This window comes from Pseudomonas weihenstephanensis (assembly GCF_016812185.1).
GTDB classification, from domain to species: Bacteria; Pseudomonadota; Gammaproteobacteria; order Pseudomonadales; family Pseudomonadaceae; genus Aquipseudomonas; species Aquipseudomonas weihenstephanensis.
Genome location: NZ_JAAEBV010000001.1, coordinates 1,276,442 through 1,299,898 on the forward strand (window position 1 = coordinate 1,276,442; position 23,457 = coordinate 1,299,898).

At 57.0% G+C, this 23,457-nt stretch carries 24 protein-coding genes and 1 other RNA gene; 6 read left to right on the forward strand and 19 right to left on the reverse strand.

Annotation, left to right across the window (positions count from 1 at the left end):
• Nucleotide 1: 1 nt before the first annotated feature.
• The 9 genes from mraY to rsmI all read right to left on the reverse strand — a co-directional run bounded on the left by mraY (nt 2) and on the right by rsmI (nt 9,039).
• On the reverse strand, nt 2–1,084 hold the full coding sequence (gene mraY, locus GYN01_RS05760; protein WP_047273782.1) for a phospho-N-acetylmuramoyl-pentapeptide-transferase: 1,083 nt from the start codon (nt 1,082–1,084) through the stop codon (nt 2–4).
• A complete protein-coding gene (locus GYN01_RS05765; RefSeq protein WP_048362558.1) occupies nt 1,084–2,451 on the reverse strand; it encodes a UDP-N-acetylmuramoyl-tripeptide--D-alanyl-D-alanine ligase in 1,368 nt (455 codons plus the stop codon). The genes mraY and GYN01_RS05765 overlap by 1 nt, the downstream gene beginning before the upstream one ends.
• The gene (locus GYN01_RS05770) at nt 2,444–3,907 is read right to left on the reverse strand and encodes a UDP-N-acetylmuramoyl-L-alanyl-D-glutamate--2,6-diaminopimelate ligase (protein ID WP_203306714.1); all 1,464 of its coding nucleotides are present in this window, start codon (nt 3,905–3,907) and stop codon (nt 2,444–2,446) included. The genes GYN01_RS05765 and GYN01_RS05770 overlap by 8 nt, the downstream gene beginning before the upstream one ends.
• Nucleotides 3,907–5,649 (reverse strand): peptidoglycan D,D-transpeptidase FtsI family protein, encoded by a 1,743-nt coding sequence (locus GYN01_RS05775; RefSeq protein WP_238936080.1) that lies wholly within the window; start codon nt 5,647–5,649, stop codon nt 3,907–3,909. The genes GYN01_RS05770 and GYN01_RS05775 overlap by 1 nt, the downstream gene beginning before the upstream one ends.
• Nucleotides 5,646–5,939, reverse strand: coding sequence for a cell division protein FtsL (gene ftsL, locus GYN01_RS05780; RefSeq protein ID WP_019823808.1), 294 nt, complete (start codon nt 5,937–5,939; stop codon nt 5,646–5,648). Before ftsL ends, GYN01_RS05775 begins: the two co-directional genes overlap by 4 nt.
• Nucleotides 5,936–6,883: a 16S rRNA (cytosine(1402)-N(4))-methyltransferase RsmH gene (gene rsmH / locus GYN01_RS05785; RefSeq protein ID WP_048362555.1), complete on the reverse strand. Its 948-nt coding sequence runs from the start codon at nt 6,881–6,883 to the stop codon at nt 5,936–5,938. Before rsmH ends, ftsL begins: the two co-directional genes overlap by 4 nt.
• On the reverse strand, nt 6,880–7,335 hold the full coding sequence (gene mraZ, locus GYN01_RS05790; protein ID WP_047273774.1) for a division/cell wall cluster transcriptional repressor MraZ: 456 nt from the start codon (nt 7,333–7,335) through the stop codon (nt 6,880–6,882). The genes rsmH and mraZ overlap by 4 nt, the downstream gene beginning before the upstream one ends.
• Before the next feature lie 356 nt (nt 7,336–7,691).
• Nucleotides 7,692–8,045, reverse strand: an RNA gene (gene rnpB, locus GYN01_RS05795) — RNase P RNA component class A.
• Nucleotides 8,046–8,181: 136 nt separating this feature from the next.
• Entirely contained in the window at nt 8,182–9,039 is an 858-nt protein-coding gene (rsmI, locus tag GYN01_RS05800; protein ID WP_048363015.1) for a 16S rRNA (cytidine(1402)-2'-O)-methyltransferase, read from the reverse strand.
• A gap of 236 nt (nt 9,040–9,275) precedes the next feature.
• On the opposite strand from rsmI, the gene GYN01_RS05805 reads away from it, so the two are divergent.
• From GYN01_RS05805 to GYN01_RS05820, 4 genes are all read left to right on the forward strand, one after another.
• The gene (locus GYN01_RS05805; protein WP_203306715.1) at nt 9,276–11,048 is read left to right on the forward strand and encodes a penicillin-binding protein activator; all 1,773 of its coding nucleotides are present in this window, start codon (nt 9,276–9,278) and stop codon (nt 11,046–11,048) included.
• Nucleotides 11,048–11,410 (forward strand): YraN family protein, encoded by a 363-nt coding sequence (locus GYN01_RS05810; protein ID WP_048362553.1) that lies wholly within the window; start codon nt 11,048–11,050, stop codon nt 11,408–11,410. The genes GYN01_RS05805 and GYN01_RS05810 overlap by 1 nt, the downstream gene beginning before the upstream one ends.
• A gap of 138 nt (nt 11,411–11,548) precedes the next feature.
• The gene (locus GYN01_RS05815; RefSeq protein WP_048362552.1) at nt 11,549–12,142 is read left to right on the forward strand and encodes a phosphoheptose isomerase; all 594 of its coding nucleotides are present in this window, start codon (nt 11,549–11,551) and stop codon (nt 12,140–12,142) included.
• Nucleotides 12,139–12,720, forward strand: coding sequence for a BON domain-containing protein (locus GYN01_RS05820; protein ID WP_048362551.1), 582 nt, complete (start codon nt 12,139–12,141; stop codon nt 12,718–12,720). Before GYN01_RS05815 ends, GYN01_RS05820 begins: the two co-directional genes overlap by 4 nt.
• A gap of 109 nt (nt 12,721–12,829) precedes the next feature.
• Here GYN01_RS05820 and GYN01_RS05825 read toward each other — a convergent pair whose 3' ends face one another.
• The 7 genes from GYN01_RS05825 to rplM form a co-directional block, all read right to left on the reverse strand.
• Nucleotides 12,830–13,243 carry a ClpXP protease specificity-enhancing factor gene (locus GYN01_RS05825; protein WP_203306716.1) on the reverse strand — a complete coding sequence of 138 codons (414 nt, stop codon included), beginning with the start codon at nt 13,241–13,243 and terminating at the stop codon, nt 12,830–12,832.
• 17 nt (nt 13,244–13,260) lie between these two features.
• Complete coding sequence (locus GYN01_RS05830) at nt 13,261–13,878, reverse strand: glutathione S-transferase N-terminal domain-containing protein (protein WP_048362549.1); 618 nt, start codon at nt 13,876–13,878, stop codon at nt 13,261–13,263.
• Between the two features lie 186 nt (nt 13,879–14,064).
• Nucleotides 14,065–14,844 (reverse strand): cytochrome c1, encoded by a 780-nt coding sequence (locus GYN01_RS05835; RefSeq protein ID WP_048362548.1) that lies wholly within the window; start codon nt 14,842–14,844, stop codon nt 14,065–14,067.
• The gene (locus GYN01_RS05840) at nt 14,844–16,055 is read right to left on the reverse strand and encodes a cytochrome b (protein WP_048362547.1); all 1,212 of its coding nucleotides are present in this window, start codon (nt 16,053–16,055) and stop codon (nt 14,844–14,846) included. Before GYN01_RS05840 ends, GYN01_RS05835 begins: the two co-directional genes overlap by 1 nt.
• A complete protein-coding gene (petA, locus tag GYN01_RS05845; RefSeq protein ID WP_048362546.1) occupies nt 16,055–16,648 on the reverse strand; it encodes a ubiquinol-cytochrome c reductase iron-sulfur subunit in 594 nt (197 codons plus the stop codon). Before petA ends, GYN01_RS05840 begins: the two co-directional genes overlap by 1 nt.
• 253 nt (nt 16,649–16,901) lie before the next feature.
• Nucleotides 16,902–17,294 (reverse strand): 30S ribosomal protein S9, encoded by a 393-nt coding sequence (rpsI, locus tag GYN01_RS05850; RefSeq protein WP_003216038.1) that lies wholly within the window; start codon nt 17,292–17,294, stop codon nt 16,902–16,904.
• A 14-nt stretch (nt 17,295–17,308) separates the two neighbouring features.
• Entirely contained in the window at nt 17,309–17,737 is a 429-nt protein-coding gene (gene rplM, locus GYN01_RS05855) for a 50S ribosomal protein L13 (RefSeq protein ID WP_048362545.1), read from the reverse strand.
• 246 nt (nt 17,738–17,983) lie between these two features.
• Here rplM and GYN01_RS05860 point away from each other — a divergent pair, with 246 nt between their 5' ends.
• Nucleotides 17,984–19,024 carry an NADP(H)-dependent aldo-keto reductase gene (locus tag GYN01_RS05860; RefSeq protein ID WP_203306717.1) on the forward strand — a complete coding sequence of 347 codons (1,041 nt, stop codon included), beginning with the start codon at nt 17,984–17,986 and terminating at the stop codon, nt 19,022–19,024.
• 227 nt (nt 19,025–19,251) lie between these two features.
• Nucleotides 19,252–20,172: a GlxA family transcriptional regulator gene (locus GYN01_RS05865; protein WP_173427001.1), complete on the forward strand. Its 921-nt coding sequence runs from the start codon at nt 19,252–19,254 to the stop codon at nt 20,170–20,172.
• 65 nt (nt 20,173–20,237) lie between these two features.
• Here the strand turns inward: GYN01_RS05865 and zapE are convergent, their stop codons facing one another.
• The 3 genes from zapE to GYN01_RS05880 all read right to left on the reverse strand — a co-directional run bounded on the left by zapE (nt 20,238) and on the right by GYN01_RS05880 (nt 23,439).
• Complete coding sequence (gene zapE, locus GYN01_RS05870; RefSeq protein ID WP_048362542.1) at nt 20,238–21,332, reverse strand: cell division protein ZapE; 1,095 nt, start codon at nt 21,330–21,332, stop codon at nt 20,238–20,240.
• A 91-nt stretch (nt 21,333–21,423) separates the two neighbouring features.
• On the reverse strand, nt 21,424–22,779 hold the full coding sequence (locus GYN01_RS05875; RefSeq protein WP_203306718.1) for a tryptophan--tRNA ligase: 1,356 nt from the start codon (nt 22,777–22,779) through the stop codon (nt 21,424–21,426).
• A gap of 24 nt (nt 22,780–22,803) precedes the next feature.
• Nucleotides 22,804–23,439 carry an alpha/beta hydrolase gene (locus GYN01_RS05880; protein ID WP_048401298.1) on the reverse strand — a complete coding sequence of 212 codons (636 nt, stop codon included), beginning with the start codon at nt 23,437–23,439 and terminating at the stop codon, nt 22,804–22,806.
• Between the last annotated feature and the right edge of the window lie 18 nt (nt 23,440–23,457).

Here is a 23,457-nt window from a genome sequence, read left to right on the forward strand (position 1 = left end):
TCTACCTCAGCTTCAGCGTGGCAAGACCGATCAACACGAGGATCACGGTGATAATCCAGAAGCGGACGATCACGCGCGGCTCGGGCCAGCCTTTGAGTTCAAAGTGGTGATGAATCGGCGCCATGCGGAACACCCGCTTGCCGGTCAACTTGAAAGACGCTACTTGGATCACCACCGACAGGGTTTCCATCACGAACACACCACCCATGATGAACAGCACGATTTCCTGGCGTACGATCACGGCGATGGTGCCCAATGCAGCGCCGAGTGCCAGAGCGCCGACGTCACCCATGAACACTTGGGCCGGGTAGGTGTTGAACCACAGAAACCCGAGGCCTGCGCCGATCAGGGCGCCGCAGAACACAATCAGTTCACCTGCGCCCGGCACGTAAGGAATCAGCAGGTAGTCGGCAAATTTCACGTTACCCGACAGGTAGCAGAAGATGCCCAGCGCGCCGCCCACCATCACCGTCGGCATGATTGCCAGGCCGTCGAGGCCGTCAGTCAGGTTGACCGCGTTGCTCGAACCCACGATTACAAAGTAGGTCAGCACCACGAAGCCAATTCCCAGCGGGATACTGGCGTCTTTAAGGATCGGCAGGATCAGCGTGGTTTCGACGGCGCTCGGTGCGGTCATGTACAGGAAGATCGCTGCACCCAGGCCAAACACCGACTGCCAGAAATACTTCCAGCGGCTCGGAAGGCCACGGGAGTTTTTCTCGATCACTTTGCGGTAGTCATCGACCCAGCCGATGGCTCCGAACAATAGAGTCACCAGCATCACCACCCACACGTAACGGTTGCTCAGGTCGGCCCAAAGCAAGGTGCTGATGGTGATGGCGGACAGAATCAGTGCCCCGCCCATGGTCGGCGTACCGGATTTGGACAAGTGCGATTGCGGGCCGTCGTTACGCACCGATTGGCCGATTTGACGGTTTTGCAGGGTGCGGATCATCCACGGCCCAAGGCACAGCGACAACGACAGCGCGGTCAGTACGCCCAGAATCCCGCGCAAGGACAGGTACTGGAAGACCGCGAAGCCTTTGTAGAACTGTTGCAGATACTCCGCTAGCAGCAGCAGCATTAATGTTTCTCCCCGCTGGAACCGCACAACGCCGCAACGATGTTTTCCATCGCTGCGCTGCGCGAGCCCTTGATCAAAATAGTGGTGTTTGTTTCGTGTTCAGCGCGAAGCGCCTTGATCAGGTCAGCCTGATTGGCGAAGTGACGAGCCGGGTGTCCAAATGCAGCGACGGCATGCGCCATCATCGGCCCCACCGCATAGAGCGCTGAAACCTTGTCGGCGGCATAGGCGCCTACTTCACGATGTCCTTGCTCCGCCCACTCACCCAACTCGCCAATGTCTCCGAGCACCAGGACGGTGCGACCGGAAAAGCCGGCGAGTATATCAACGGCAGCGCACATTGAGGTGGGGTTTGCATTGTAAGTGTCATCAATAATTCGTAGCCCCCCAGCGGTCAGTTGAGCGACTGCGCGGCCTTTGACCGGCTGTACGGCTTCAAGCCCTGAGGTAATGCCAAACAGCGAGACACCCAGCGCATGAGCAGCAGCAGCAGCGGCCAGGGCATTGGCGACGTTATGGGTGCCCAGCAAATTGAGCTGAACCCGCTCAGCACCCAGTGGGCTGTGCAGCGTAAAAGCGGGGCAGCCGCGTGCATCGCGGGACAATTGGCTGGCGTAAAAATGTGCATCAGAATTTGTCAGGGCAAAGCTGAGCACCTTGCGCCCGGCAGCGCGCGCCTGCCAGATAGCAAAAGCCTTGTCATCCAGATTGAGTACGGCGACGCCATCAGCGTCCAGCCCTTCGATGATTTCGCCCTTGGCTTCGACGATTTTGTCGGGACCACCAAACTCACCGACATGGGCCGTGCCCGCATTGTTCAACACCGCCACGTGAGGACGGGTCATGGCGACGGTGTAGGCGATTTCGCCCAGACGCGAAGCACCCAGCTCGATCACCGCGGCCGTGTGTTCAGGCGCCAGCTCCAGCAGGGTCAGCGGCACACCCAGGTCGTTGTTCAAATTGCCTTTAGTGGCCAGTACCGGACCACGGGTACGCAGGATGCACGCAAGCATTTCCTTGACCGTGGTTTTGCCGCTGGAGCCGGTGATCGCGGCAACCGGTTTGTCGTAGTCAGCGCGATTGAGCGCGCCCAATTGGCCCAACGCAACGCGAGTGTCCTTGACGATCAGTTGCGGCAGCGTCGATTCGGGGACTTCGCGCTCAACCAGCGCGGCAACGGCACCTTTGGCCGCCACTTCATTGAGGTAGTCATGCCCATCGAAGCGCGGGCCAGTCAGGGCAATAAACAATTGGCCCTTGGTGATGGCACGGCTGTCGATGCTGGCACCATTGAAACGCGCGTCAGCTTCAACCAGACGGCCATCCAGCTCGGCGCAGACCTCACTCAACCACAGTGGCTTAAGCATGGGCAGCCTCCCAAATAACCAGGGCTTTTTCGGCTTCGACCAGATCAGAGAAATCATGGCGCTGGCCATTGATTTCCTGATAGTCCTCGTGACCTTTGCCGGCCAGAACGATCACGTCGTCGGCGCTGGCGCTGGCAATCATCCGGGCGATGGCGGCGCCACGGCCCGGTACGAACTGGATGCGGTCAGGCACAGTAAAACCGGCCCGAATGTCGTCAAAAATGTTAGACGGCGCTTCAGTGCGCGGGTTGTCGTCCGTTACCAGGACGCCATCGGCCAAACGTTCAACCACTTCGGCCATCAACGCACGCTTGCCGCGATCACGGTCGCCGCCGCAGCCGAACAGGCACAACAACTTGCCTTTGGCGTGCGGACGCAGCGCCAACAATACTTTTTCCAGCGCATCGGGGGTGTGGGCGTAATCAACCACCACCAACGGTTTAGAGCCGCCGCCCAAGCGCTGCATGCGACCTACCGGACCTTCCAGTTTTGGCAGCACTTTGAGAATTTCATCCAGCGCGTACTCAAGCCCCAGCAGCGCGCCAATCGCAGCCAACACGTTGCTCAGATTGAAACGCCCCAGCAAGGTGCTGCGCAGTAAGTGCTCGCCTTGAGCTGTTACCACGGTGGCACGCACGCCGTTGTCATCGAATATCGCGTCGCGGCAATACAGGGACGCGCGGCTGTCTTCAAGGCTGTAACTGATCAAGCGCGAATCGTGCTTTTCAGCGGCCAACTGACGGCCAAAGTCATCGTCCAGATTCAGTACACGGCAACGCAAACCTGGCCAGGCGAACAGTTTGGCCTTGGCCGCCGCGTAGACTTGCATCGTGCCGTGGTAGTCCAGATGATCGCGCGACAAGTTGGTCAGTACTGCCACATCAAACGCCAACGCGCTGACCCGCCCCTGATCCAGACCGTGAGAGGAAACCTCCATTGCAACCGCTTTGGCGCCGGCTTTTTTCAAGTCAGCCAACATGGCTTGCACCGCAATCGGGTCAGGAGTGGTGTGACGACCGCTTTGCAGCGCACCATGAAAACCGGTGCCCAATGTGCCGACGATGCCGCAGTGTTGCCCCAGCAGGTCAAGCGCTTGCGCCACCAGCTGAGTCACACTGGTTTTACCATTGGTGCCGGTGACGCCCACCAGATTGAGCTGACGGCTCGGCTCGCCATAAAACCGCCCGGCGATATCGGACAATTGCGCCGCCAGCCCTTTGACCGGAATCAGCGGCACTGAGGTGATAGGCAACACCGAGGCGCCTTCCACTTCATAGGCAACGGCGGCGGCACCACGGGCCAACGCGTCACTGATGTGCTCACGCCCATCGAGTTTGCCACCTGGCACGGCGAGAAACAGATCGCCTGCGCGCACATTGCGACTATCGAGGGTCAGCTCGCGGATCAGCAAGTCGTGACCGGCGTGGGGGAAAATTTTGTTCAGGCTCAGGGACATTAGCCGCGCCCTCCTTTGGCTGCCGCAGCGGCCGCTGCGGCTTGTTGCTCCGCCGCTGTGGGCAGGTTATCGGGCGTAACGTTCATCAGGCGCAGGGTGCCGGACATGACTTTACTGAACACCGGTGCCGAAACCAGGCCACCGAAGTAGCCCGCTTTGCTCGGCTCGTCGATCACCACCACGATCGCGTAACGCGGATCGCTCATCGGGCCGAAACCAGCAAACAGGGAACGATAAGAGTTCACCGCGTAACCTTTGACGCCACCGGAGGACGTTTTACGCGCCGTACCCGATTTGCCACCAACGTGGTACGCCGGCACTTTGGCTCGCCACACACCCCGCGGGTTTTCGATCACTTCCTGAAGCATGCCTTGCACGGTTTTGGCCACTTGCTCAGGCATTACCTGCGCCGCCTGGGCCGGTTTGTCGGCCTTGAGCAGCGTCAGCGGGGCCAGCTTGCCGTTGTTGGCCAAGGCCGAGAACGCGTGCACCAACTGGATCGCGGTCACCGACACGCCGTAGCCGTAAGACAGGGTCGCGGTTTCAGCTTTGCGCCACTCGCGGTAGTTAGGCAGGTTGCCAACACGCTCGCCGGGAAAACCCAGGCCCGTGTCCTGACCCAAGCCCATTTTCGCCATCTGACGGAAAATCGCTTCGCCGCCAATATCGAAGGCCACCTTGCTCATGCCCACGTTACTGGAGTTGATCAAAATACCGGTCAGGTCGAGGATCGGGCCTTCGGTACGCGACACGTCGCGAATGGTGTATTTGCCCAACTGCAACGTGCCCGGATACACCTCAACCTTGTCAGTGGGCTTCCAGCGACCGGTTTCCAGTGCGGCACTCATCGAGATCGGTTTGACCGTCGAACCCGGCTCGAACACGTCGATCATGGCGCGGTTACGCATCATTGCCGGTTGCAGGTTACGACGGTTGTTCGGGTTATAGGTGGGCTGGTTGACCATGGCCAGGATCTCGCCGGTCTTCACATCCATGATCACCAGGCTGCCCGCCTTGGCGCCATTTTCAACCAGCGCGTTGCGCAGTTCGCGGTTGGCCAGGTATTGCAGGCGCAGGTCAATCGACAACGCCAAGGTCTTCCCTGCCTTGGCGTTTTTAGTCACTTGCACGTCTTTGATCAGACGCCCGCGTCGGTCCTTGATGACCTGTCGCTTGCCCGCAACCCCTGCCAGCCACTCGTCGTAAGCCAGCTCGACACCTTCGCGACCCTTGTCGTCAATATCGGTAAAGCCAACCATGTGCGCGGTCACTTCACCAGCCGGGTAGAAGCGGCGGAATTCCTCAATGCCATACACGCCAGGCACTTTTAGATCGAGCACGACCTGCCCTTGCTCAGGCGTGAGGCCACGCACCAGATAGATAAATTCTTTGTTGGCTTGCTGTTCAAGACGCGCCGTCAGCACTTTGGGGTCTTGCCCAAGCGCCTGCGCCAAGGCTGGCCAGCGGTCTTTGGCTACCTGCATTTCCTTGGCATTGGCCCACAACGTGGTCACCGGGGTACTGACCGCCAAAGGCTCGCCATTACGGTCGGTGATCAGGCCGCGGTGCGCCGGAATCGGAATGTGCCGCACGCTACGCGCATCGCCCTGCCCCTTGAGGAAGTCATGGTCGATCACTTGCAGGTAAATGATTTGGCAGGCAATAGCGCCTACCAGCAGTGCCAGCAAGGCCAGCACTACACGAAAACGCCACGGGTAAAGCGCGCCTTCGAGTTTGATCATGGCGCCACCATCCGCACTTCTGCGGCGCCGGGGATGCGCATTTTCAGCTGTTCACTGGCCAGCGTTTCGATGCGGCTGTGGGCGGTCCAGGTGCTTTGCTCAAGGATCAAGCGGCCCCATTCGGCCTGCGCCTTGTCACGCACACTCAACTCCCCGTACAGGGTGTTGAGCAGTTGACGGTTCCAGTGGGCACTGTAAGAAACGCCCACAGCCGATACCAGCACGCCAATAAACAACAGCAGCATGAAAAAGCTTCCGCCGGGAAGTGGTTTGGCGAAGAGCTTGTTCAACGAAGCTTCTCCGCAACGCGCATGACAGCGCTGCGCGAGCGCGGATTGGCTTTGATTTCTGCTTCGCAGGCTGTCTGCGCCTTGCCGTGAATTTTAATTTTTGGAACAAAGGCAACGTGCTGAACCGGCAAGCCACGCGGCAAGTTGTCCGGCTCGCCTTTGACCAGCTTGCGCATGAACAATTTGACGATACGGTCTTCAAGGGAGTGAAAGCTGATTACCACCAGCCGGCCGCCGATTTCCAGCGACTCCAGCGCAGCCTCAAGGCCCGCCTCAAGATCGCCCAATTCATTGTTAACGTGAATGCGCAGGCCCTGGAAGGTGCGGGTTGCCGGGTGCTTGCCCTTCTCCCAAGCTGGGTTAGCGACTTTCAACACTTCTGCCAGGTCAGCCGTACGTTCGAACGGCTGAATGTCACGCCGCTCGACAACCGCACGCGCCATACGGCCAGAAAAACGCTCTTCGCCGTACTCTTTGAACACGCGGGCGATTTCTTCCTGGGAAGCGCTGTTCACAAATTCGGCAGCGCTGATGCCGCTGTCCGGATTCATGCGCATGTCCAGCGGGCCATCGTTCATGAAACTGAAACCGCGCTCAGGGTCATCGAGTTGCGGCGAGGACACGCCCAGATCGAGCAACACACCGCTGACCTTGCCGGCCAAGCCGCGCGCTGCAACCTCTGAACCCATTTCGGCAAAGCTGCGTTGCACAATGACAAAGCGGCCGTCTTCGGCCGCTAGCGCTTGCCCGGTGGCAATCGCTTGTGGATCTTTATCAAACCCGAGCAGTTGCCCTTGCGGGCCGAGCTTCTGGAGTATCAGGCGGCTATGTCCGCCGCGACCGAAGGTGCCATCCAGATAGCATCCATCAGGACGTACGGCGAGAGCCTCTACGGCTTCGTCGAGCAGTACGGTGATGTGGTTGAAGCCGCTATCTATAGTCACAGAATTAAATCACGCAGTTCGTCAGGCATCGCGCCCGGTTGTTGAATGGCTGCAAGGTCGGCGGCCGAAACGGCTTCCCATGCATCCTCGTCCCACAGTTGAAACTTGTTCAGTTGGCCCACCAACATTGCGCGCTTCTCCAACTTGGCATATTCACGCAAACGCGGCGGCACCAGAAAACGACCACTGCCATCGAGTTCAAGGTCGACAGCATTCCCAATCAACAGACGTTGCAAACGGCGGTTCTCTTCACGCAATGAAGGCAACGCCCGCAGCTTGGTTTCAATCAGCTCCCACTCATCGAGCGGGTACACACATAAGCAGGGATCTACCGCATCAATGGTCACAATCAGCTGCCCGGAACTGCGCGAAATCAGCTCGTCACGGTACCGGCTCGGCATTGCGAGACGACCCTTGGCATCGAGACTGATAGCGTTGGCTCCACGAAACACGGCTGCGTTTCTCCAAATGTTAGCGTTTTACGTCTAGAAAACCCACTTTATGCCACTTTTCGCCACTTGCGCACACTATAGGAATGCGCCCACCACACCGTCAAGGCGCGGCCCGAAGGAAAACCCTTACATAACGGAGATTTAGCTAGGTAAATAGACGTACAGCAGGAGGAGATAAGATTTTTTGACGAGGGATGCGCAGCAAACTCAGAGCCCTGAAGCTCAAACTTAAAGTGATTTATTAAGAGTAAGAACTTTTTGGCATTACATTGAGTTTTTTTCTGGCTATTAAAGCGAGGGGGTCAAGCGCGTGTTCATCGTGCCAACTGCTCACAGCGCAAGCAGAAGATAAAAAGGTGGAGAGTCGATCTGTAAGCCGGGTTCTGTCGTGAACAGTCATTCGTCTACGATGGCCATCACTGGACATCTTTAGCAACCTACCCGGTTCCAGCGCGGGCCACGCCTTGGAACCCTATTTGGTCTTGCTCCAAGTGGGGTTTACCTAGCCACGAACTGTTGCCAGTCGTGCGGTGCGCTCTTACCGCACCTTTTCACCCTTACCGGCGCTTGCGCGCTTAGGCGGTTATTTTCTGTGGCACTTTCCGTAGGCTCACGCCTCCCAGGCATTACCTGGCACTTCGCCCTATGGAGCCCGGACTTTCCTCCCCCCCCTAATTTTCATAGAGGGCAGCGACTGTCCAATCGACTCTCCGGCGCGAAGATTAACGGCACAATGCGTATAGGACAAGCTTTAAAAGCCGCACAACGCCTTGAAACCCTTATCTGAAAGGCTCACATCAGACACTAAAACGGCTCAAAAGCAGCCAATGGCCAGCAGCTCGACGATTACTGATCGGTTTTTTGCTTTTCAAGCGCCACCTGATACAGCACGTTTTTGCGCTCACCGGTGATCTCGGCAGCCAAGGCAGCGGCACGCTTAAGCGGCATTTCCTTGAGCAGCAAATCCAGAATGCGCATCGCTTCGCTGCTGACGACTTCGTCGGTTTCAGGTGCGGTCCAACCGGACACCAACACCACACATTCACCGCGCTGCTGATTACTGTCGCCCTCGACAAAAGCCCGCAACTCAGCCAGTGGCAACCCCTTGAGCGTTTCGAACGTCTTGGTCAGCTCCCTTGCCAGCAAGGCCGGGCGCTGCGCGCCAAACACCAGTTCCATGTCTTGCAGGCACTCAAGAATGCGGTGCGGCGCTTCATAAAAGATCAGTGTGCGCGGCTCCTCTTTGAGCAACTCCAGCCGCGAACGGCGACCAACTGCTTTGGCGGGGAGGAACCCTTCGAAAATAAAACGATCAGAAGGCAGTCCCGCGGCCGACAGCGCAGCAATCAAAGCGCACGCACCCGGCACCGGCACAACTGGCACGCCTGCCGCTCGTGCCTGACGCACCAAGTGATAGCCCGGATCGGAAATCAGCGGAGTGCCTGCATCAGAGATCAAGGCAACGTCTTCACCCGCGAGCAAACGCTGAATGAAACGATTACCTTCATCACGTTCGTTATGTTCGTGACACGCACCCAGCGGCGTAGAGATACCAAAGTGCTGCATCAGTCGCAGCGAATGCCGGGTGTCTTCGGCCGCAATGAGTGCAACATCACGCAACACCTTGAGCGCACGCGCACTGATGTCGTCCAGGTTACCGATGGGCGTGGCCACCACATAAAGCGAGCCAACAACGGAATTCAGAGCACCTGGAGCAGTCAAAACACGTACCTCAAAAGAGTGAAAGGCGCCATTGTAGCGCGTAGAACCTCACTCACAGCACCCTGAGGCGCGACACAAAAGAGATATTAAGGAAAAGATTGTCCGTCACAGACGCCTGAAGTCATCTAAATTTAGGCTTTATCACCAGTAACATCGCACCCCGGCCAGCGCTTGGGTACACTTCCCCCCCTTATTTGATCGAGTATCAGGAACACTACATGATCGCTTGCCTGCGGCTGTTCACTGCCCTCTGCCTCGCTGCCCTTTTGGCGGCTTGCGCCAGCTCGCCCTCGTCCAGCCTTGGCGAACTCCCTAGAACCCCGGACGCCAGCCTAGAGCAGTTGCTCCAGCAGGCCGCCCAGAGCCAAAAACCAGATGAGGCAGCCCTGCTACGACTGTCTGCTGCCGACTTGGCCTACAAACAGCACAATGTTGATCGCGCGACGCAAATTCTGGCGCTCATCCCGATGGATCAGCTCAAACCGGCTCAACAAGCGTTTGCCAGCACTTTGTCAGCCGAGCTGGCCATGAGCCGCAATCAGACCAAAGAAGCGCTGGTTGCCTTGAGCCACCCCAGCATTGCTCGCATCAACGAGATGCCAGCCGACTTGCAAGTGCGCACCCATACCATTCACGCACGCGCCCTTGAAGCCGATGGCCAGACACTCGCGGCAGCCCGTGAACGCGCAGCCATGAACACCCTGCTGACCGGCGACGCCGCCACCAGCAACAATGATGCCCTCTGGTCTTTGGTCGCCGCGTTGCCAGTCGATCAACTGAAAGCTCAAAGCAATGACGCACTGGGCGGCTGGATGTCCCTCGCACTGGCGGTCAAAAGCGCCGGCACGCTCGCAGATCAGCAAAACGCGATCGACCAGTGGCGCGCGCAGAACCCCGCCCATCCGGCCGCCGTTCAGCTCCCGACACCCCTGATCAAGCTCAAGGCACTGGCCAACCAACCCTTGACTAAAATTGCCCTGTTGCTGCCTCAGGACGGCCAACTGGCGTCAGTCAGCAAAGCCTTGCGTGACGGCTTCATGGCCGCCCACTACCAGGCTCAGCAGGCCGGTCAAAACCCGCCGCAAATTTTGTTCTATGACAGCTCGCGCCTGACTTCGCTTGACGACTTCTATCGCAAAGCGCAGGCGGACGGCGTGCAACTGGTGGTAGGCCCATTGGAGAAGCCACTGGTCAAACAGCTCAATGCGCGCGCGCAACTGCCCATTACCACACTGGCGCTGAACTACAGCGAGGGTGCACAAGGCCCGGCACAGCTGTTCCAGTTTGGCCTGGCTGCCGAAGACGAAGCCCGTGAAGTTGCCCGCCGCGCTCGCGCTGACGGCCTGACCCGCGCTGGCGCAATGGTTCCGCAAGGTGAATGGGGCAATCGCGTGCTCAACGCCTTCCGTCAGGAGTGGGAAGCCAATGGCGGTACCCTCGTTGGGGTCGAGCACATCGACAAACCGGTGACACTGGCCCAGCAAGTGGCCGATCTGGTGCAATTGCGCAAAGGCGGCAACTCAAGCGAGCCTTCGCGTCGCCAGGACATGCAGTTCATCTTCCTCGCCGCGACCCCGCAGCAAGCCCAACAGATCAAACCGACCCTTAACTACCAATACGCTGGTGATTTGCCGGTTTACGCAACGTCCCACGTATTCAGTGCCAGCGGCGACCAAAACCAATACAACGACATGAACGGCATCCGTTTCTGCGAAACCCCGTGGCTGCTCACCCCGTCAAACCCATTGCGCCAACAAGTGTCTGCGCAATGGCCACAAGCGAACGGCAGCCTGGGCCGTCTCTACGCGATGGGTGTAGACGCCTATCGCCTGACGCCAAGCCTGGGGCAGCTAAAGGCGCTACCTGACAGCCGCATTGACGGCCTGTCCGGCAGCTTGAGCATGAGCCAAAGCCAGCGCATCGAGCGTCAATTGCCGTGGGCCGAGTTCGTCAACGGCCAGGTTCAAAACCTCCCGGACACGCGCAACTGATGCCCGACCGCTCACGCCAACAATCCGGCAAGGATGCCGAGCACCTGGCGCTCCGGCACCTTGAGCAACACGGGTTGCGCTTGCTGGCTCAGAATTGGCTGTGCAAGCGCGGCGAGCTGGATCTGGTCATGCTCGACGGCGATACAGTAGTATTCGTCGAAGTTCGTTACCGCACGCACGCGCAATGGGGTGGTGCACTGGCCAGCATTGATGCCAGCAAGTGCCGAAAGCTGGTGTTGGCTGCCGAGTACTTTTTACAGCGTGAAACCCGCTGGGCCAATCACCCGTGCAGATTCGATGTCGTCGCCATCGACAGCTCCACACCCCATTTGAACTGGCTACGGAATGCCTTCGACAGCTAAACGCTGGCGAACCGACTCCAGCCCCCTTTTATTAACGATTTTGCTTTGCTTTGCGGGCCGCACATTTTTTTGTGCCGGGAAGTCACTCAGGAACACCTGAATCACGCCCGACCAGCCGCCCTACTTAAGGTCACATAGATGGACATGCAATCCCGGATTCGCCAGCTTTTTCAGGCCAGCATCGACACCAAACAGCAGGCGATGGAAGTGCTTGCACCCCACATTGAGCTAGCCAGCCAAGTGATGGTCAATGCCCTGCTCAACGAGGGCAAAATGCTTTCGTGCGGCAACGGCGGCTCGGCAGGCGATGCGCAGCACTTCTCCTCCGAGTTGCTCAATCGCTTCGAGCGCGAGCGCCCTAGCTTGCCGGCCATCGCCCTGACAACCGACAGCTCGACGCTGACCTCGATTGCCAACGATTACAGCTTCAACGAAATCTTCTCCAAGCAAATTCGCGCCCTGGGTCAACCCGGTGACGTGCTGCTGGCAATTTCAACCAGCGGTAACTCGGCCAATATTATTCAGGCCATTCAGGCGGCCCACGACCGCGAGATGACCGTGGTCGCTCTGACCGGACGGGATGGTGGCGGCATGGCCTCCCTGCTACTGCCAGAGGACGTGGAAATTCGCGTTCCCGCCCTTGTTACCGCACGCATCCAAGAAGTCCACCTGCTGGCGATCCACTGCCTGTGCGATCTGATCGACAGCCAACTGTTCGGGAGTGAAGAATGACTTTTAATCGCCTTGGCTTAGTAGCTCTGACCTTGTGCCTGGGCTTGACTGCCGGTTGCAGCTCAGTCCTGACGGCTACCCGCGACACGCCGATTGAAGATGACCGCGGCACCCGCACCTTCGGCAGCAAGATTGACGACTCTCTGATCGAGACCAAAGTGGCCGTCAACGTCGCCAAGGCCAGCCCTGATCTGGACAACGGCTCACATATCGTCGTCACCAGCTATAACGGCATTGTGCTGCTGGCCGGACAAACCCCGCGTGCCGACCTTAAAGCCATGGCCGAACAAGCCGCCGCGTCGGTACAGCGCGTAAAGAAGGTCAACAATGAACTGCAAGTCATGGCGCCGTCTTCAATCCTGGCCCGCAACAATGACGCCTGGCTGACCACTAAGATCAAATCGCAAATGCTGACCGACAGCGCCATTCCGGGCTCTCGCATCAAAGTTGTGACGGAAAACGGCATTGTGTACATGCTCGGCCTCGTCACCAAGCAAGAAGCCACCCGCGCCACCAACCTGGTGCAGAGCGTGTCGGGCGTACAAAAAATCGTCAAATTATTTGAATACATCGACTGATTGCGATGCGCGCCCGATTTTTGCAATAAACCGCGCCACTATCATCGCAAGCGCGCTCATGCCTGCACCGCACGTACAAAAAAGGCGACCTTCTCAGGTCGCCTTTTTATTACTTCACCACTTTCAGGCTTGGACGACCGCTAGGACGCGGCGGCTCGGAGCCTGGAGGCGACAGCTCGTCATCCACCTCAACCTCGTCATCAACCTCAAGAGACTCTTCAAGGTCAAACACCATACCCTGACCATTCTCACGGGCGTAAACCCCCAAAATAGCCTCAATAGGCACGTACAGCGTATGTGGCACACCGCCAAAGCGACCTTCGAAGCTGACAGCTTCGTTGTCCATGTGCATGTTGCGCACAGCAACGGGCGATACGTTCAGTACAATCTGCCCGTCACTGGCAAAACCCTGAGGCACTTGTACCTTCGGGTAATTGGAATTAACCAACATGTGCGGCGTGCAATCGTTGTCCACAATCCACTCATAGAGCGCACGCACCAAATAAGGTCGACTTGAATTCATAAAGGACTCCTAAAGCCTTAGCGCATGTCGCGTTCGACACCAGACAAGCTTGCCTGGAAAGCCTCACGCGCAAACTGGCGCTCCATATAATCAAGCAGCGGCTTGGCAGGCCGCGGCAGTTCAATACCCAAAATTGGCAAACGCCAGAGTATCGGCAATAGACAGCAATCAACCAGACTTTGCTCATCACTGAGGAAAAAAGGCTTGTCTGCAAATAAAGCCGATACACCTGTGAGGCTCTCGCGCAACTCTTTACGCGCCTGCACCCGTGCAGGCTCTTTGGTGCGTGTGTCGAGAATCAAATCGACCAAGGCGCACCAGTCACGCTGAATGCGATGAATCAACAGGCGGCTATTGGCACGCGCCACCGGATAAACCGGCAGCAAAGGGGGGTGTGGATAACGCTCATCCAGGTATTCCATTACCACCGTCGACTCCCACAACGCCAGGTCGCGATCGACCAGTGTTGGCAGGCTGCCGTAGGGGTTCACTTCGATCAATTTGGGCGGTTGACGACCCGCCTCCACACTAATGATCTCGGCGCTGACACCTTTCTCGGCGAGCACAATGCGTACTCGATGGGAATAGTGGTCGGCGGGGTCGGAGTAACAGGCCAACCGATTGGTCACGCCCATGGCGGTCCTCCTCGCTTGTTGAAATGGTCAGAAGCAGAAAAACGAAAGCGCCCGAGGTGAGCCTCCAGTAACCGCAGAACCGTGGCAAGCAATGTCGTAAGACCTCACTTGCCACCCATCCTGCACTGTTACCTATTCAGAGACACCCTCGGGCGCGCACGTTTAACAGCAATGCGTGTAACGATATCAGTGCACGTCTTTCCAGTATTCACGCTTCAGCAGATAGGCGAATACAAAGAAGAAGGCCAGATAGAGCAGTACGTAAGTACCGATGCGCTGATGTTCAAGCTTCACCGGGTTGGCCGAATAGGCCAGGAAGGTCACAAGGTTCTTGATCTTCTCATCGAACTGCTCCTCAGTCAGGGCGCCAGTTTTTGGCAACACTGTCAGCTGGTCGCACGCTTCATGTGTCAAAGGCGTGCCGGTGAGCGGATCATACTGCTTCTTGCCGTCTTCGACGATCTGAACTTGCTTGCAGCCAATGACCTGACGACCTTGCAGCGGCGCAAGGACGTTAGGCATGCCCACGTTCGGGAAGACCTTGTTGTTCACACCCCAAGGGCGCGACGGGTCTTCATAGAAAGAACGCAGGTAGCTGTATAACCAATCGGTACCACGAACGCGAGCTACCAATGTCAGGTCAGGCGGTGCAGCCCCGAACCAGGCCTTGGCATCTTCAGGCGTCATGCCGATGTTCATGTGATCGCCAATCTTGGCGCCCGTCAGCACCAAGTTATCGAGCATGACGTCGTGGGGGATGCCCAAGTCGTCTGCAACACGCTCGTAACGCTGGAACTTGGCACTGTGACAGCCCATGCAGTAGTTGGCGAACGTACGCGCACCGTCCTGCATGGCAGCTTTGTCAGACACATCGATATCGACTTTGTCGAGCTGAACACCCTGCTCCGCAGCGAAAGACAGTGCAGGCATCACAGCAAGCATCAATACAGCAAATAGCTTTTTCATCAGCCAGTCACCCTTTCCGGAACCGGTTTGGTCTTCTCAAGCCTGGTGTAGAACGGCATCAGAATGAAGTAGGCGAAGTACAGGAACGTACACACCTGCGACAGCAACGTGCGGCCCGGGGTCGGTGCCAATACACCCAACACACCCAGAATCACGAAGCAGATGCAGAACACCCACAGCCAAATTTTGCTCATCCAGCCTTTGTAACGCATGGATTTGACAGGACTGCGGTCCAGCCACGGCAACACGAACAGCACGGCAATCGCTGCGCCCATGGCAATAACGCCCATCAGCTTGTCAGGGATCGCACGCAAGATCGCGTAGAACGGCGTGAAGTACCACACAGGCGCAATGTGTTCCGGCGTTTTGAAGGCGTTAGCCTGTTCAAAGTTCGGTTTTTCCAGGAAGTAACCACCCATTTCCGGGAAGAAGAACACAATCGAGCAGAAAACAAACAGGAACACCACTACGCCGACAATATCTTTAACGGTGTAGTACGGATGGAAAGGAATGCCATCCAGCGGGATACCGTTTTCGTCTTTGTGTTTCTTGATGTCCACGCCATCCGGGTTGTTGGACCCGACTTCGTGCAAGGCGAGAATGTGCAACACCACCAGACCCAGAATCACGATTGGCAAGGCCACAACGTGCAAGGCAAAGAAGCGGTTCAGGGTAATGCCGGAGATCAGGTAATCACCACGGATCCACTGAGTCAGGTCGTTACCGATCACTGGAATCGCGCCAAACAGCGAAATGATCACCTGCGCACCCCAGTAGGACATTTGCCCCCAAGGCAGCAAGTAACCCATGAAGGCCTCAGCCATCAGCGCCAGGTAAATCATCATGCCGAACAGCCAGACCAGCTCACGCGGCTTCTGGTACGAACCGTAAAGCAAGCCACGGAACATGTGCAAATACACCACAACAAAGAACGCCGACGCACCGGTTGAGTGCAGATAGCGCAAGATGGAGCCGTATTCGACGTCACGCATGATGTATTCGACAGAAGCAAAAGCCTCTTCCGCCGACGGCGTGTAACTCATCGTCAGCCACACACCGGTTACGATCTGGTTGACCAGAACCAGTAACGCGAGGGAGCCGAAAAAGTAGAAGAAGTTGAAGTTCTTCGGGGCGTAATACTTGCTGAGATGGTCTTCCCACATTTTTGTGGCAGGGAAGCGGGCATCCACCCAATCCATGAACTTACTCATTACGCTTCCCCTTCAGCGACGCCAACGAGAATAGTGCTGTCATCGAGATACTGATAAGGCGGCACCGGCAGGTTCAGCGGGGCGGGTTGAGACTTGTAAACGCGACCAGCCAAATCATAGTGCGAACCATGACATGGGCAGAAATAGCCACCGACCCAATCCTTGCCAAGATCAACAGGTGCAACCTCGGGGCGGAACGTCGGCGAACAACCCAAGTGAGTACACAGGCCTACCAACACCAGAATTTCTGGTTTGATAGAGCGGTATTCGTTCTTGGCATTCTCGGGCTGATCAGACTGTGCGGAATTCGGGTCAGCGAGCTGCCCCTCAACCTTCTTGAGATTCGACAGAATCTCCTCGGTGCGCCGGACAATGAAAACCGGTTGACCACGCCACTCAGCAATCATCTGCTGACCTGGCTCAACCTTTGCAATATTGATCTTGACCGGTGCGCCAGCGGCTTTCGCCTTGGCACTGGGGAACCACGACCCCACAAACGGGACTGCCGCCCCCACCGCTCCTGCAGCACCCACCACGGATGTGGCTGCTACGAGGAAGCGACGCCGGCCGACATTTACGCCGTCATTGCTCATTCAGTCCTCTCCCATCAGCTTTGTGGCCTGTTAAATCAGGCATCTACTAAGTAAAAATCTGAACTTATAAAAATTTTGCAGAATGGTAATGAAAAGCCCCTACTCTGACAAGGTAATTACCGCTCTCGGGCGGCTACAAGCCTTGTAGTATAGGCATTTGCTGGATGTGGCAAGTTGTCACACCAATAAATCATCACCCATAAAAAACGCCCAGCTCCGAAGGAGACTGGGCGCTTTTGAACGAAGCTGCGAATTAACGCTTCGAGTACTGCGGACGCTTACGCGCTTTACGCAGACCGACTTTCTTACGTTCAACTTCACGAGCATCGCGAGTTACGAAGCCTGCTTTGCGCAGAGCGCCACGCAGAGTTTCGTCGTACTGCATCAGTGCGCGAGTGATACCGTGGCGGATTGCGCCAGCTTGACCACTTACACCACCACCGATCACGGTGACGTAGATGTCGAATTTCTCGACAGTCTCAGTCAGTTCCAGCGGCTGACGAACTACCATGCGGGCAGTTTCGCGACCGAAGAAATTCTCCAGAGTGCGGTTGTTGATCGAGATGTTACCGGTACCCGGACGCAGGAAAACGCGAGCGGTTGCGGTTTTACGACGGCCAGTGCCGTAGTTTTGAGTCGCCGACATAATGAACTATTCCGTTAAAACTTCAGTTCTTGGGGCTGCTGAGCAGTATGAGGGTGAACAGCGCCCGCATAGACTTTCAGCTTACGGTACATGTCGCGACCCAGTGGGTTTTTAGGCAGCATGCCTTTAACCGCGGTCTCGATCACGCGCTCAGGAGCTTTGGCGATCAGCTTTTCGAAGTTGATCGACTTAATCCCGCCCGGGAAACCGGAGTGAGAGTAGTACATTTTGTCAGAGGTTTTTGCACCAGTGACACGGATCTGCTCAGCATTGATAACAACGATGTAGTCACCGGTGTCAACGTGCGGAGTGTATTCCGGCTTGTGCTTACCACGCAGACGGCTCGCGATCTCGGTAGCCAGACGACCCAGGGTCTGGCCAGCAGCGTCGACGACAAACCAGTCGTGCTTTACTGTTTCTGGTTTAGCAGTAAAAGTTTTCATTCTTTATAGCCTCAGGGGCCGCCCTGTAAATTAGACGGCGGATCTTACTGAATAGTGCGTACTTTGACAAGTCAAAGGCAGCCGGGTACAGACGCTATCGGGGGCTCGGGTCAGCGCGTCCGTTCAACGGCAAGATTCTTCGGCAGGCGGCGCATCACTTCCACTGCAGAAAGAGGTCGGCAATTATCCAGATTGCGAAAAAAATTACAACCTGCTTTTATGATTCTTTCCCCGAAGGAGCACCGTATGGACTACCGCCAGCTAGGCCGAACCGACCTGAACGTGAGCGCAATTGGCCTTGGAACCATGACCTGGGGCGAGCAGAACACGCAGGATGAAGCCTTCGCTCAGATAGAACACGCCAAAAACGCCGGCATCAATTTCATCGACACCGCTGAAATGTACCCGGTCCCTCCCAAAGCTGAAACCTACGCCAGCACCGAGCGCTATATCGGTAACTGGTTCAAGAGCCGCGGCGATCGCGCTGACTGGGTACTCGCCAGCAAGATTGCAGGCCCGGGCAATGGCATTGACTACATCCGCGACGGTCAGCTCAAGCACAACCGCAACCACATCGTGCAAGCGCTGGACGCCAGCCTCAAACGCCTGCAAACCGACTGGATCGACCTCTACCAGCTGCACTGGCCTGAACGCAGCACCAACTTCTTCGGCCAGTTGGGCTACACGCACCACGCTGACGAGACGTTCACGCCGCTCGAAGACACCCTCGAAGCGCTCGACGAACAAGTCAAAGCCGGCAAGATCCGCCACATCGGCCTGTCCAACGAAACCCCGTGGGCCACGATGAAGTTCCTGCAACTGGCCGAAAGCCGAGGCTGGCCCCGCGCAGTTTCAATCCAGAACCCCTACAACCTGCTCAACCGCACGTTTGAAGTGGGCCTGGCAGAAATCGCCCTTCGCGAACAATGCGGCCTCCTCGCCTACTCGCCCCTGGCGTTCGGCATGCTCTCAGGCAAGTACAGCGGCGGGGCACGGCCGCCTAAAGGCCGCCTGAGCCTTTACAGCCGCTTCTCGCGCTATTCCAACCCGCAAGCGGTGGCTGCCAGCGAGCGTTACGTCGCATTGGCACGCGAACACGGCCTGGACCCGGCTCAAATGGCGCTGGCCTACGTGACACAACAACCCTTTGTCACCAGCAACATCATTGGCGCCACCACGATGGAACAACTTACAAGCAACATTGCCAGCGTCAACGTGACGCTGTCTGAGGATGTGCTCGCCGGCATCGAAGCGATTCACAACGCCCAGCCTAACCCTGCACCGTAATAACACTCCACGCCGCTGGCGTAGGCTGCGATCTTTTTCCATCGAAAATCAAAAGATCGCGGCCTGCGCCAACTCCTACTAGACATGCCCAGCAGAAAATAAGACGATCCAGCCGTAAGTTGACCAATTTCACCTATAAGAATAATCAAATCATGTCTAGTCATCTCTCCACGCCCTTGCGGCGCGTCAGCATATTGGCCATCGATCGGGTCTTCGCCTCGACCCTGATGCAAGCCAAGGATTTTTTCCACCTCGCCAGCCTGCGTCACGGTAAACAACTGGGCCAGGGCCTCAATGCAACGTTCGAAACGCGCCTCGTCAGCCCTGACGGCCTTCCCGTCTCAAGCTTCAGCAATGTGATGCTGCCGGTCGACGGCGCCCTCGAAGACTCCGACATCATCGTACTGCCCGCCTTCTGGGACGATTTCGACACACTCTGCCAGCGCTACCCGCAAATTCTTCCCTGGCTGCGTGCGCAACACGCCCGCGGCGCCGTCTTGTGTGCCGAGGCCACCGGGGTGTTTTGGCTGGCCGAAGCCGGGCTGCTGGATGGCAAAGAGGCGACCACCTATTGGCGTTTTTTCAGCACCTTCGCCGAACGCTTCCCACACGTACATCTCAATCAAGACAAGCACCTGACCGACGCCGACAACCTGTACTGCGCAGGTGGCCCGACCTCGGCGTGCGATCTGTACATTTACCTGATCGAACGTTTCTGCGGCGCCAACATAGCCCAGGCGGTAGCGCGCGACATTCTGTACGAAGTGCAGCGCAACTACGCGCCGGGCCGTATTGGTTTTGGCGGGCAAAAACTGCATCAAGACGTCATCATTCTGCAAATCCAGCACTGGCTCGAAGAGCACTTCGCTGACAAGTTCCGCTTTGAAGACGTCGCCCGCGAACACGGCATGAGTATTCGCAATTTTATGCGCCGCTTCCAAATGGCCACCGGCGATAAACCCTTGCACTACTTGCAACGCCTGCGCATAGAGACCGCCAAAGGGCTGCTCTCCGCGACCCGCAAGAGCATCAAGACTATCAGCTACGACGTGGGTTACGACGACGCCAGTTTCTTTGCGCGGCTGTTTCGCCAGCACACCGAACTGTCGCCCAATCAATATCGGCAGCAGTTTCAGCAAGCGGCATAAAAATATCCGTTGGCGAAAAACCAAAAAGGCCTGCAATGCAGGCCTTTTTTTGATGCGGTGTCCGACTAAGGCTTATGTGCCCGCGTCAGGTATTCATGGGACTGCATTTCCAGCAAACGGCTCAGCGTACGCTGGAACTCGAAGTTCAAACGCCCGCCCAAGTAGAGGTCTTTCAACTCAACCTCGGCCGATATGATCAGCTTGACGTTACGGTCATAGAACTCATCGACCATGTTGATGAAACGACGCGCGATGTCGTCCGTCTTAACGTCCATCTGCTCAACACCGCTGAGAATTACAGCGTTGAAGATTTTACCCAGCTCGATGTAATCGTTCTGGCTGCGCGGGCCATCGCACAACTCACGGAAGTCAAACCAGGCCACGTCATCACAGGTGCGCAGGGCACGAATGGTGCGGTTTTCGATAACCAGGTCATCATTTTCCACCGCGCGTGTCGAGTTGTGCGTCAGCGCCTTGAAGCTTTCGCGCAAGCACTTCTCAGAAGCTTCGTTCAGCGGGAAGTGGAACAGTTCGGCCTGCTCCAAATGACGCAAACGGTAGTCCACGCCACTGTCGACGTTGACGATATCGGTGTTCTGCTTGATCAGCGCAATCGCTGGCAAGAAGCGCGCACGCTGCAAACCGTCCTTGTACAGACCATCAGGCACGATGTTTGAGGTCGCCACCAGGGTGACGCCGTTTTTGAACAGCTCTTCCATCAACGTGCCCAGAATCATGGCATCGGTAATATCCGACACAAAGAACTCGTCGAAACAAATTACCCGCGCCTCATCTGAAAAGCGTTTGGCGATGATCGTCAGCGGGTTCTTTTCGCCATTCAACGTGCGCATTTCTTCGTGCACACGCTTCATGAAGCGGTGGAAGTGCGTCCGTACTTTCTCTTTGAACGGCAGGGCATCGAAGAACGTATCGACCAGGTAAGTCTTGCCCCGGCCTACTCCGCCCCAGAAATACAGGCCCTTGACCGGCGTCTGTTCTTTTTTACCGAACAGCTTGCCGAACAGACCCGGCTTGCTCTGTGAAGAGGCAACCAGATCGTCGTACAGACGCTGCAAGTGGCGTACAGCGTTTTCCTGCGCGGCGTCATGGAAGAAGTCCGGGCGTTTCAGATCAGCTTGATATCGTTCTAGAGGCGTCATAATTCGTTAGCAAGGTAACAAAAACGGGCCGTCACTGTAGCGACGGCCCTGAGGAATGGCAATTAAACCTGAGGCAAAACGCCGCACTTTCTTAGTCTTGGACAGGCACCAGCGCCAAACGCAAGGCGTCGATAGCGAGGTCACGGGTGGCACTGTCAGCAAAAGCAGGACTGTGCGCAACACACTCGCCGTCCAGCCAAACGCTGAAGCCCAAGTCTTCATGACGCACATCCAGCGGCTCACCCGATTGCAGCTGCTTGGTGATCTGACCGGCAGTTTTGCCATCGACAAAGCTGCGCGAGAGCAACAATTGCTCACCGTCCGCCGTCAGCAAACGGAAACGGAAGCTGGCGTCTTCATCACGAAAGCTGACAAAACGCGGGCCTTTTACGGCTTTTTTCTTGGCGGCCGTGGTGTTTTGCGCGGCACTGACAAACGAACGCAGACCAACCGCCTCACGCAGTTGCGCCAGGAACGGGGTTGCAGTTTTGCGAGCCTTCTGCGCGCCCGCTAGCAAAATGTCTTCCATGTCGGATGGGCGCGACATCAGGTCGTGATAACGCTCGCGCGATTCACCCAATTCGGCGTCCAGCAGCTTGAACAGGCGCTCTTTGGCCTCTCCCCAACCCAGCCCCTGCAACAACTCACTGCGGAACTCGGCGGACTGCTCAGGGGTGGAGAACGCCTGATACAAGGTAAACAGGTGCGAGTTATCAGGGTCTTTGGCTTCACCCGGCGCCTTGGAGTCGGTGACGATGCGCGAAATCGCGCTCTTCATGTCCTTCGCGCTGGTAAACAACGGAATGGTGTTGTCGTAGCTTTTGGACATTTTGCGACCGTCGAGACCCGGCAAGGTCGCGACACTTTCTTCGATCAGGGCTTCAGGCATGGCGAAAAACTCTTTGCCATTGCCAAACAGATGATTGAAGCGCTGACCAATGTCGCGGGCCATCTCAACGTGCTGGATCTGGTCACGACCAACCGGCACCTTGTTGGCGTTGAACATCAGGATGTCGGCAGCCATCAATACCGGGTAGCTGTACAGGCCCATGGTGATACCGGCATCCGGGTCTTCACCATTTTCCAGATTTTTGTCTACCGATGCCTTGTAGGCGTGCGCACGGTTGAGCAAGCCTTTGGCCGCCACACACGTCAGCAGCCAGGCCAGCTCAGGGATTTCCGGGATATCGGACTGGCGATAAAACGTCACGCGCTCGACATCCAGACCGGAGGCCAGCCAGGTTGCCGCGATTTCCTGACGCGAGCGTTGAATACGCTGCGGGTCGTCGCATTTGATCAGGGCGTGATAGTCAGCCAGAAAGTAAAACGAGTCGGCATTGCTGTCACGGCTGGCCACGATGGCCGGGCGAATGGCACCGGCATAGTTGCCCAGGTGCGGCGTACCAGTGGTGGTGATACCGGTGAGGATTCGAGTACGAGTGGTCATAGGTAATCGCTTATCAGACTGCAATCAATTCGAAAGGCGTGGCAGCACCAAATCCTTAAGATCCGTCAGCTTGCCGTGAAAAAAGTGCCCGCATTCTGCCACTTTCAGCAGCTCATGGGGGCGCGAGAGCTGTTGGGACCAGTCATACACCCGCTGCGGATCGATCACTTCGTCGGTTTCGGGCTGGATCACGGTCAACGAGCCGTTATGAGGCAAGGCCTCTTCGTCACGCAAACGCATCACCGCCGGGGCAATCATAAATACGTGCTTGAGTGTTTCGCCCTGGGCTTCAAGTCGCCCGCCCAGACTGGCTACCACAAAGCCGCCGAACGAAAACCCCAGCAACGTCATCGGCAAGTCTGGGTGTTTGGCGCGTAGCCACTGGGCGGCTGCGAGCGCGTCATCCACTTCGCCGGTGCCCATGTCATGACTACCGGCACTGGCGCCTGTACCCCGGTAATTAAACCGTAAGGTCACAAGGCCAGCATCGCGCGCCGTGCGCTGAAGGGTTGAAACGACTTTATTCAACATCGTCCCGCCCTGTACCGGATTAGGGTGGCACAGCAACGCAAGGCCGCGTGGCTCTTCACAATCAAGGTATAAAGCTTCCAATTGGCCAACAGGGCCGTCAATCACAACGGGGGTTTCGCGGGTAAGCAAGAAGGAACTCCGTGACCT

Coding starts and splice junctions, on each gene's coding strand:
- GYN01_RS05840 (WP_048362547.1), bottom strand. CDS start 16,055: ATGAGTAAGTTCATGGATTGGGTGGATGCCCGCTTCCCTGCCACAAAA.
- GYN01_RS05835 (WP_048362548.1), bottom strand. CDS start 14,844: ATGAAAAAGCTATTTGCTGTATTGATGCTTGCTGTGATGCCTGCACTG.
- petA (WP_048362546.1), bottom strand. CDS start 16,648: ATGAGCAATGACGGCGTAAATGTCGGCCGGCGTCGCTTCCTCGTAGCA.
- GYN01_RS05815 (WP_048362552.1), top strand. CDS start 11,549: ATGGACATGCAATCCCGGATTCGCCAGCTTTTTCAGGCCAGCATCGAC.
- GYN01_RS05770 (WP_203306714.1), bottom strand. CDS start 3,907: ATGTCCCTGAGCCTGAACAAAATTTTCCCCCACGCCGGTCACGACTTG.
- GYN01_RS05875 (WP_203306718.1), bottom strand. CDS start 22,779: ATGACCACTCGTACTCGAATCCTCACCGGTATCACCACCACTGGTACG.
- GYN01_RS05810 (WP_048362553.1), top strand. CDS start 11,048: ATGCCCGACCGCTCACGCCAACAATCCGGCAAGGATGCCGAGCACCTG.
- GYN01_RS05820 (WP_048362551.1), top strand. CDS start 12,139: ATGACTTTTAATCGCCTTGGCTTAGTAGCTCTGACCTTGTGCCTGGGC.
- GYN01_RS05765 (WP_048362558.1), bottom strand. CDS start 2,451: ATGCTTAAGCCACTGTGGTTGAGTGAGGTCTGCGCCGAGCTGGATGGC.
- rplM (WP_048362545.1), bottom strand. CDS start 17,737: ATGAAAACTTTTACTGCTAAACCAGAAACAGTAAAGCACGACTGGTTT.
- zapE (WP_048362542.1), bottom strand. CDS start 21,332: ATGACGCCTCTAGAACGATATCAAGCTGATCTGAAACGCCCGGACTTC.
- GYN01_RS05805 (WP_203306715.1), top strand. CDS start 9,276: ATGATCGCTTGCCTGCGGCTGTTCACTGCCCTCTGCCTCGCTGCCCTT.
- rpsI (WP_003216038.1), bottom strand. CDS start 17,294: ATGTCGGCGACTCAAAACTACGGCACTGGCCGTCGTAAAACCGCAACC.
- mraY (WP_047273782.1), bottom strand. CDS start 1,084: ATGCTGCTGCTGCTAGCGGAGTATCTGCAACAGTTCTACAAAGGCTTC.
- GYN01_RS05775 (WP_238936080.1), bottom strand. CDS start 5,649: ATGATCAAACTCGAAGGCGCGCTTTACCCGTGGCGTTTTCGTGTAGTG.
- GYN01_RS05865 (WP_173427001.1), top strand. CDS start 19,252: ATGCAAGCCAAGGATTTTTTCCACCTCGCCAGCCTGCGTCACGGTAAA.
- GYN01_RS05825 (WP_203306716.1), bottom strand. CDS start 13,243: ATGAATTCAAGTCGACCTTATTTGGTGCGTGCGCTCTATGAGTGGATT.
- GYN01_RS05860 (WP_203306717.1), top strand. CDS start 17,984: ATGGACTACCGCCAGCTAGGCCGAACCGACCTGAACGTGAGCGCAATT.
- GYN01_RS05830 (WP_048362549.1), bottom strand. CDS start 13,878: ATGGGCGTGACCAATCGGTTGGCCTGTTACTCCGACCCCGCCGACCAC.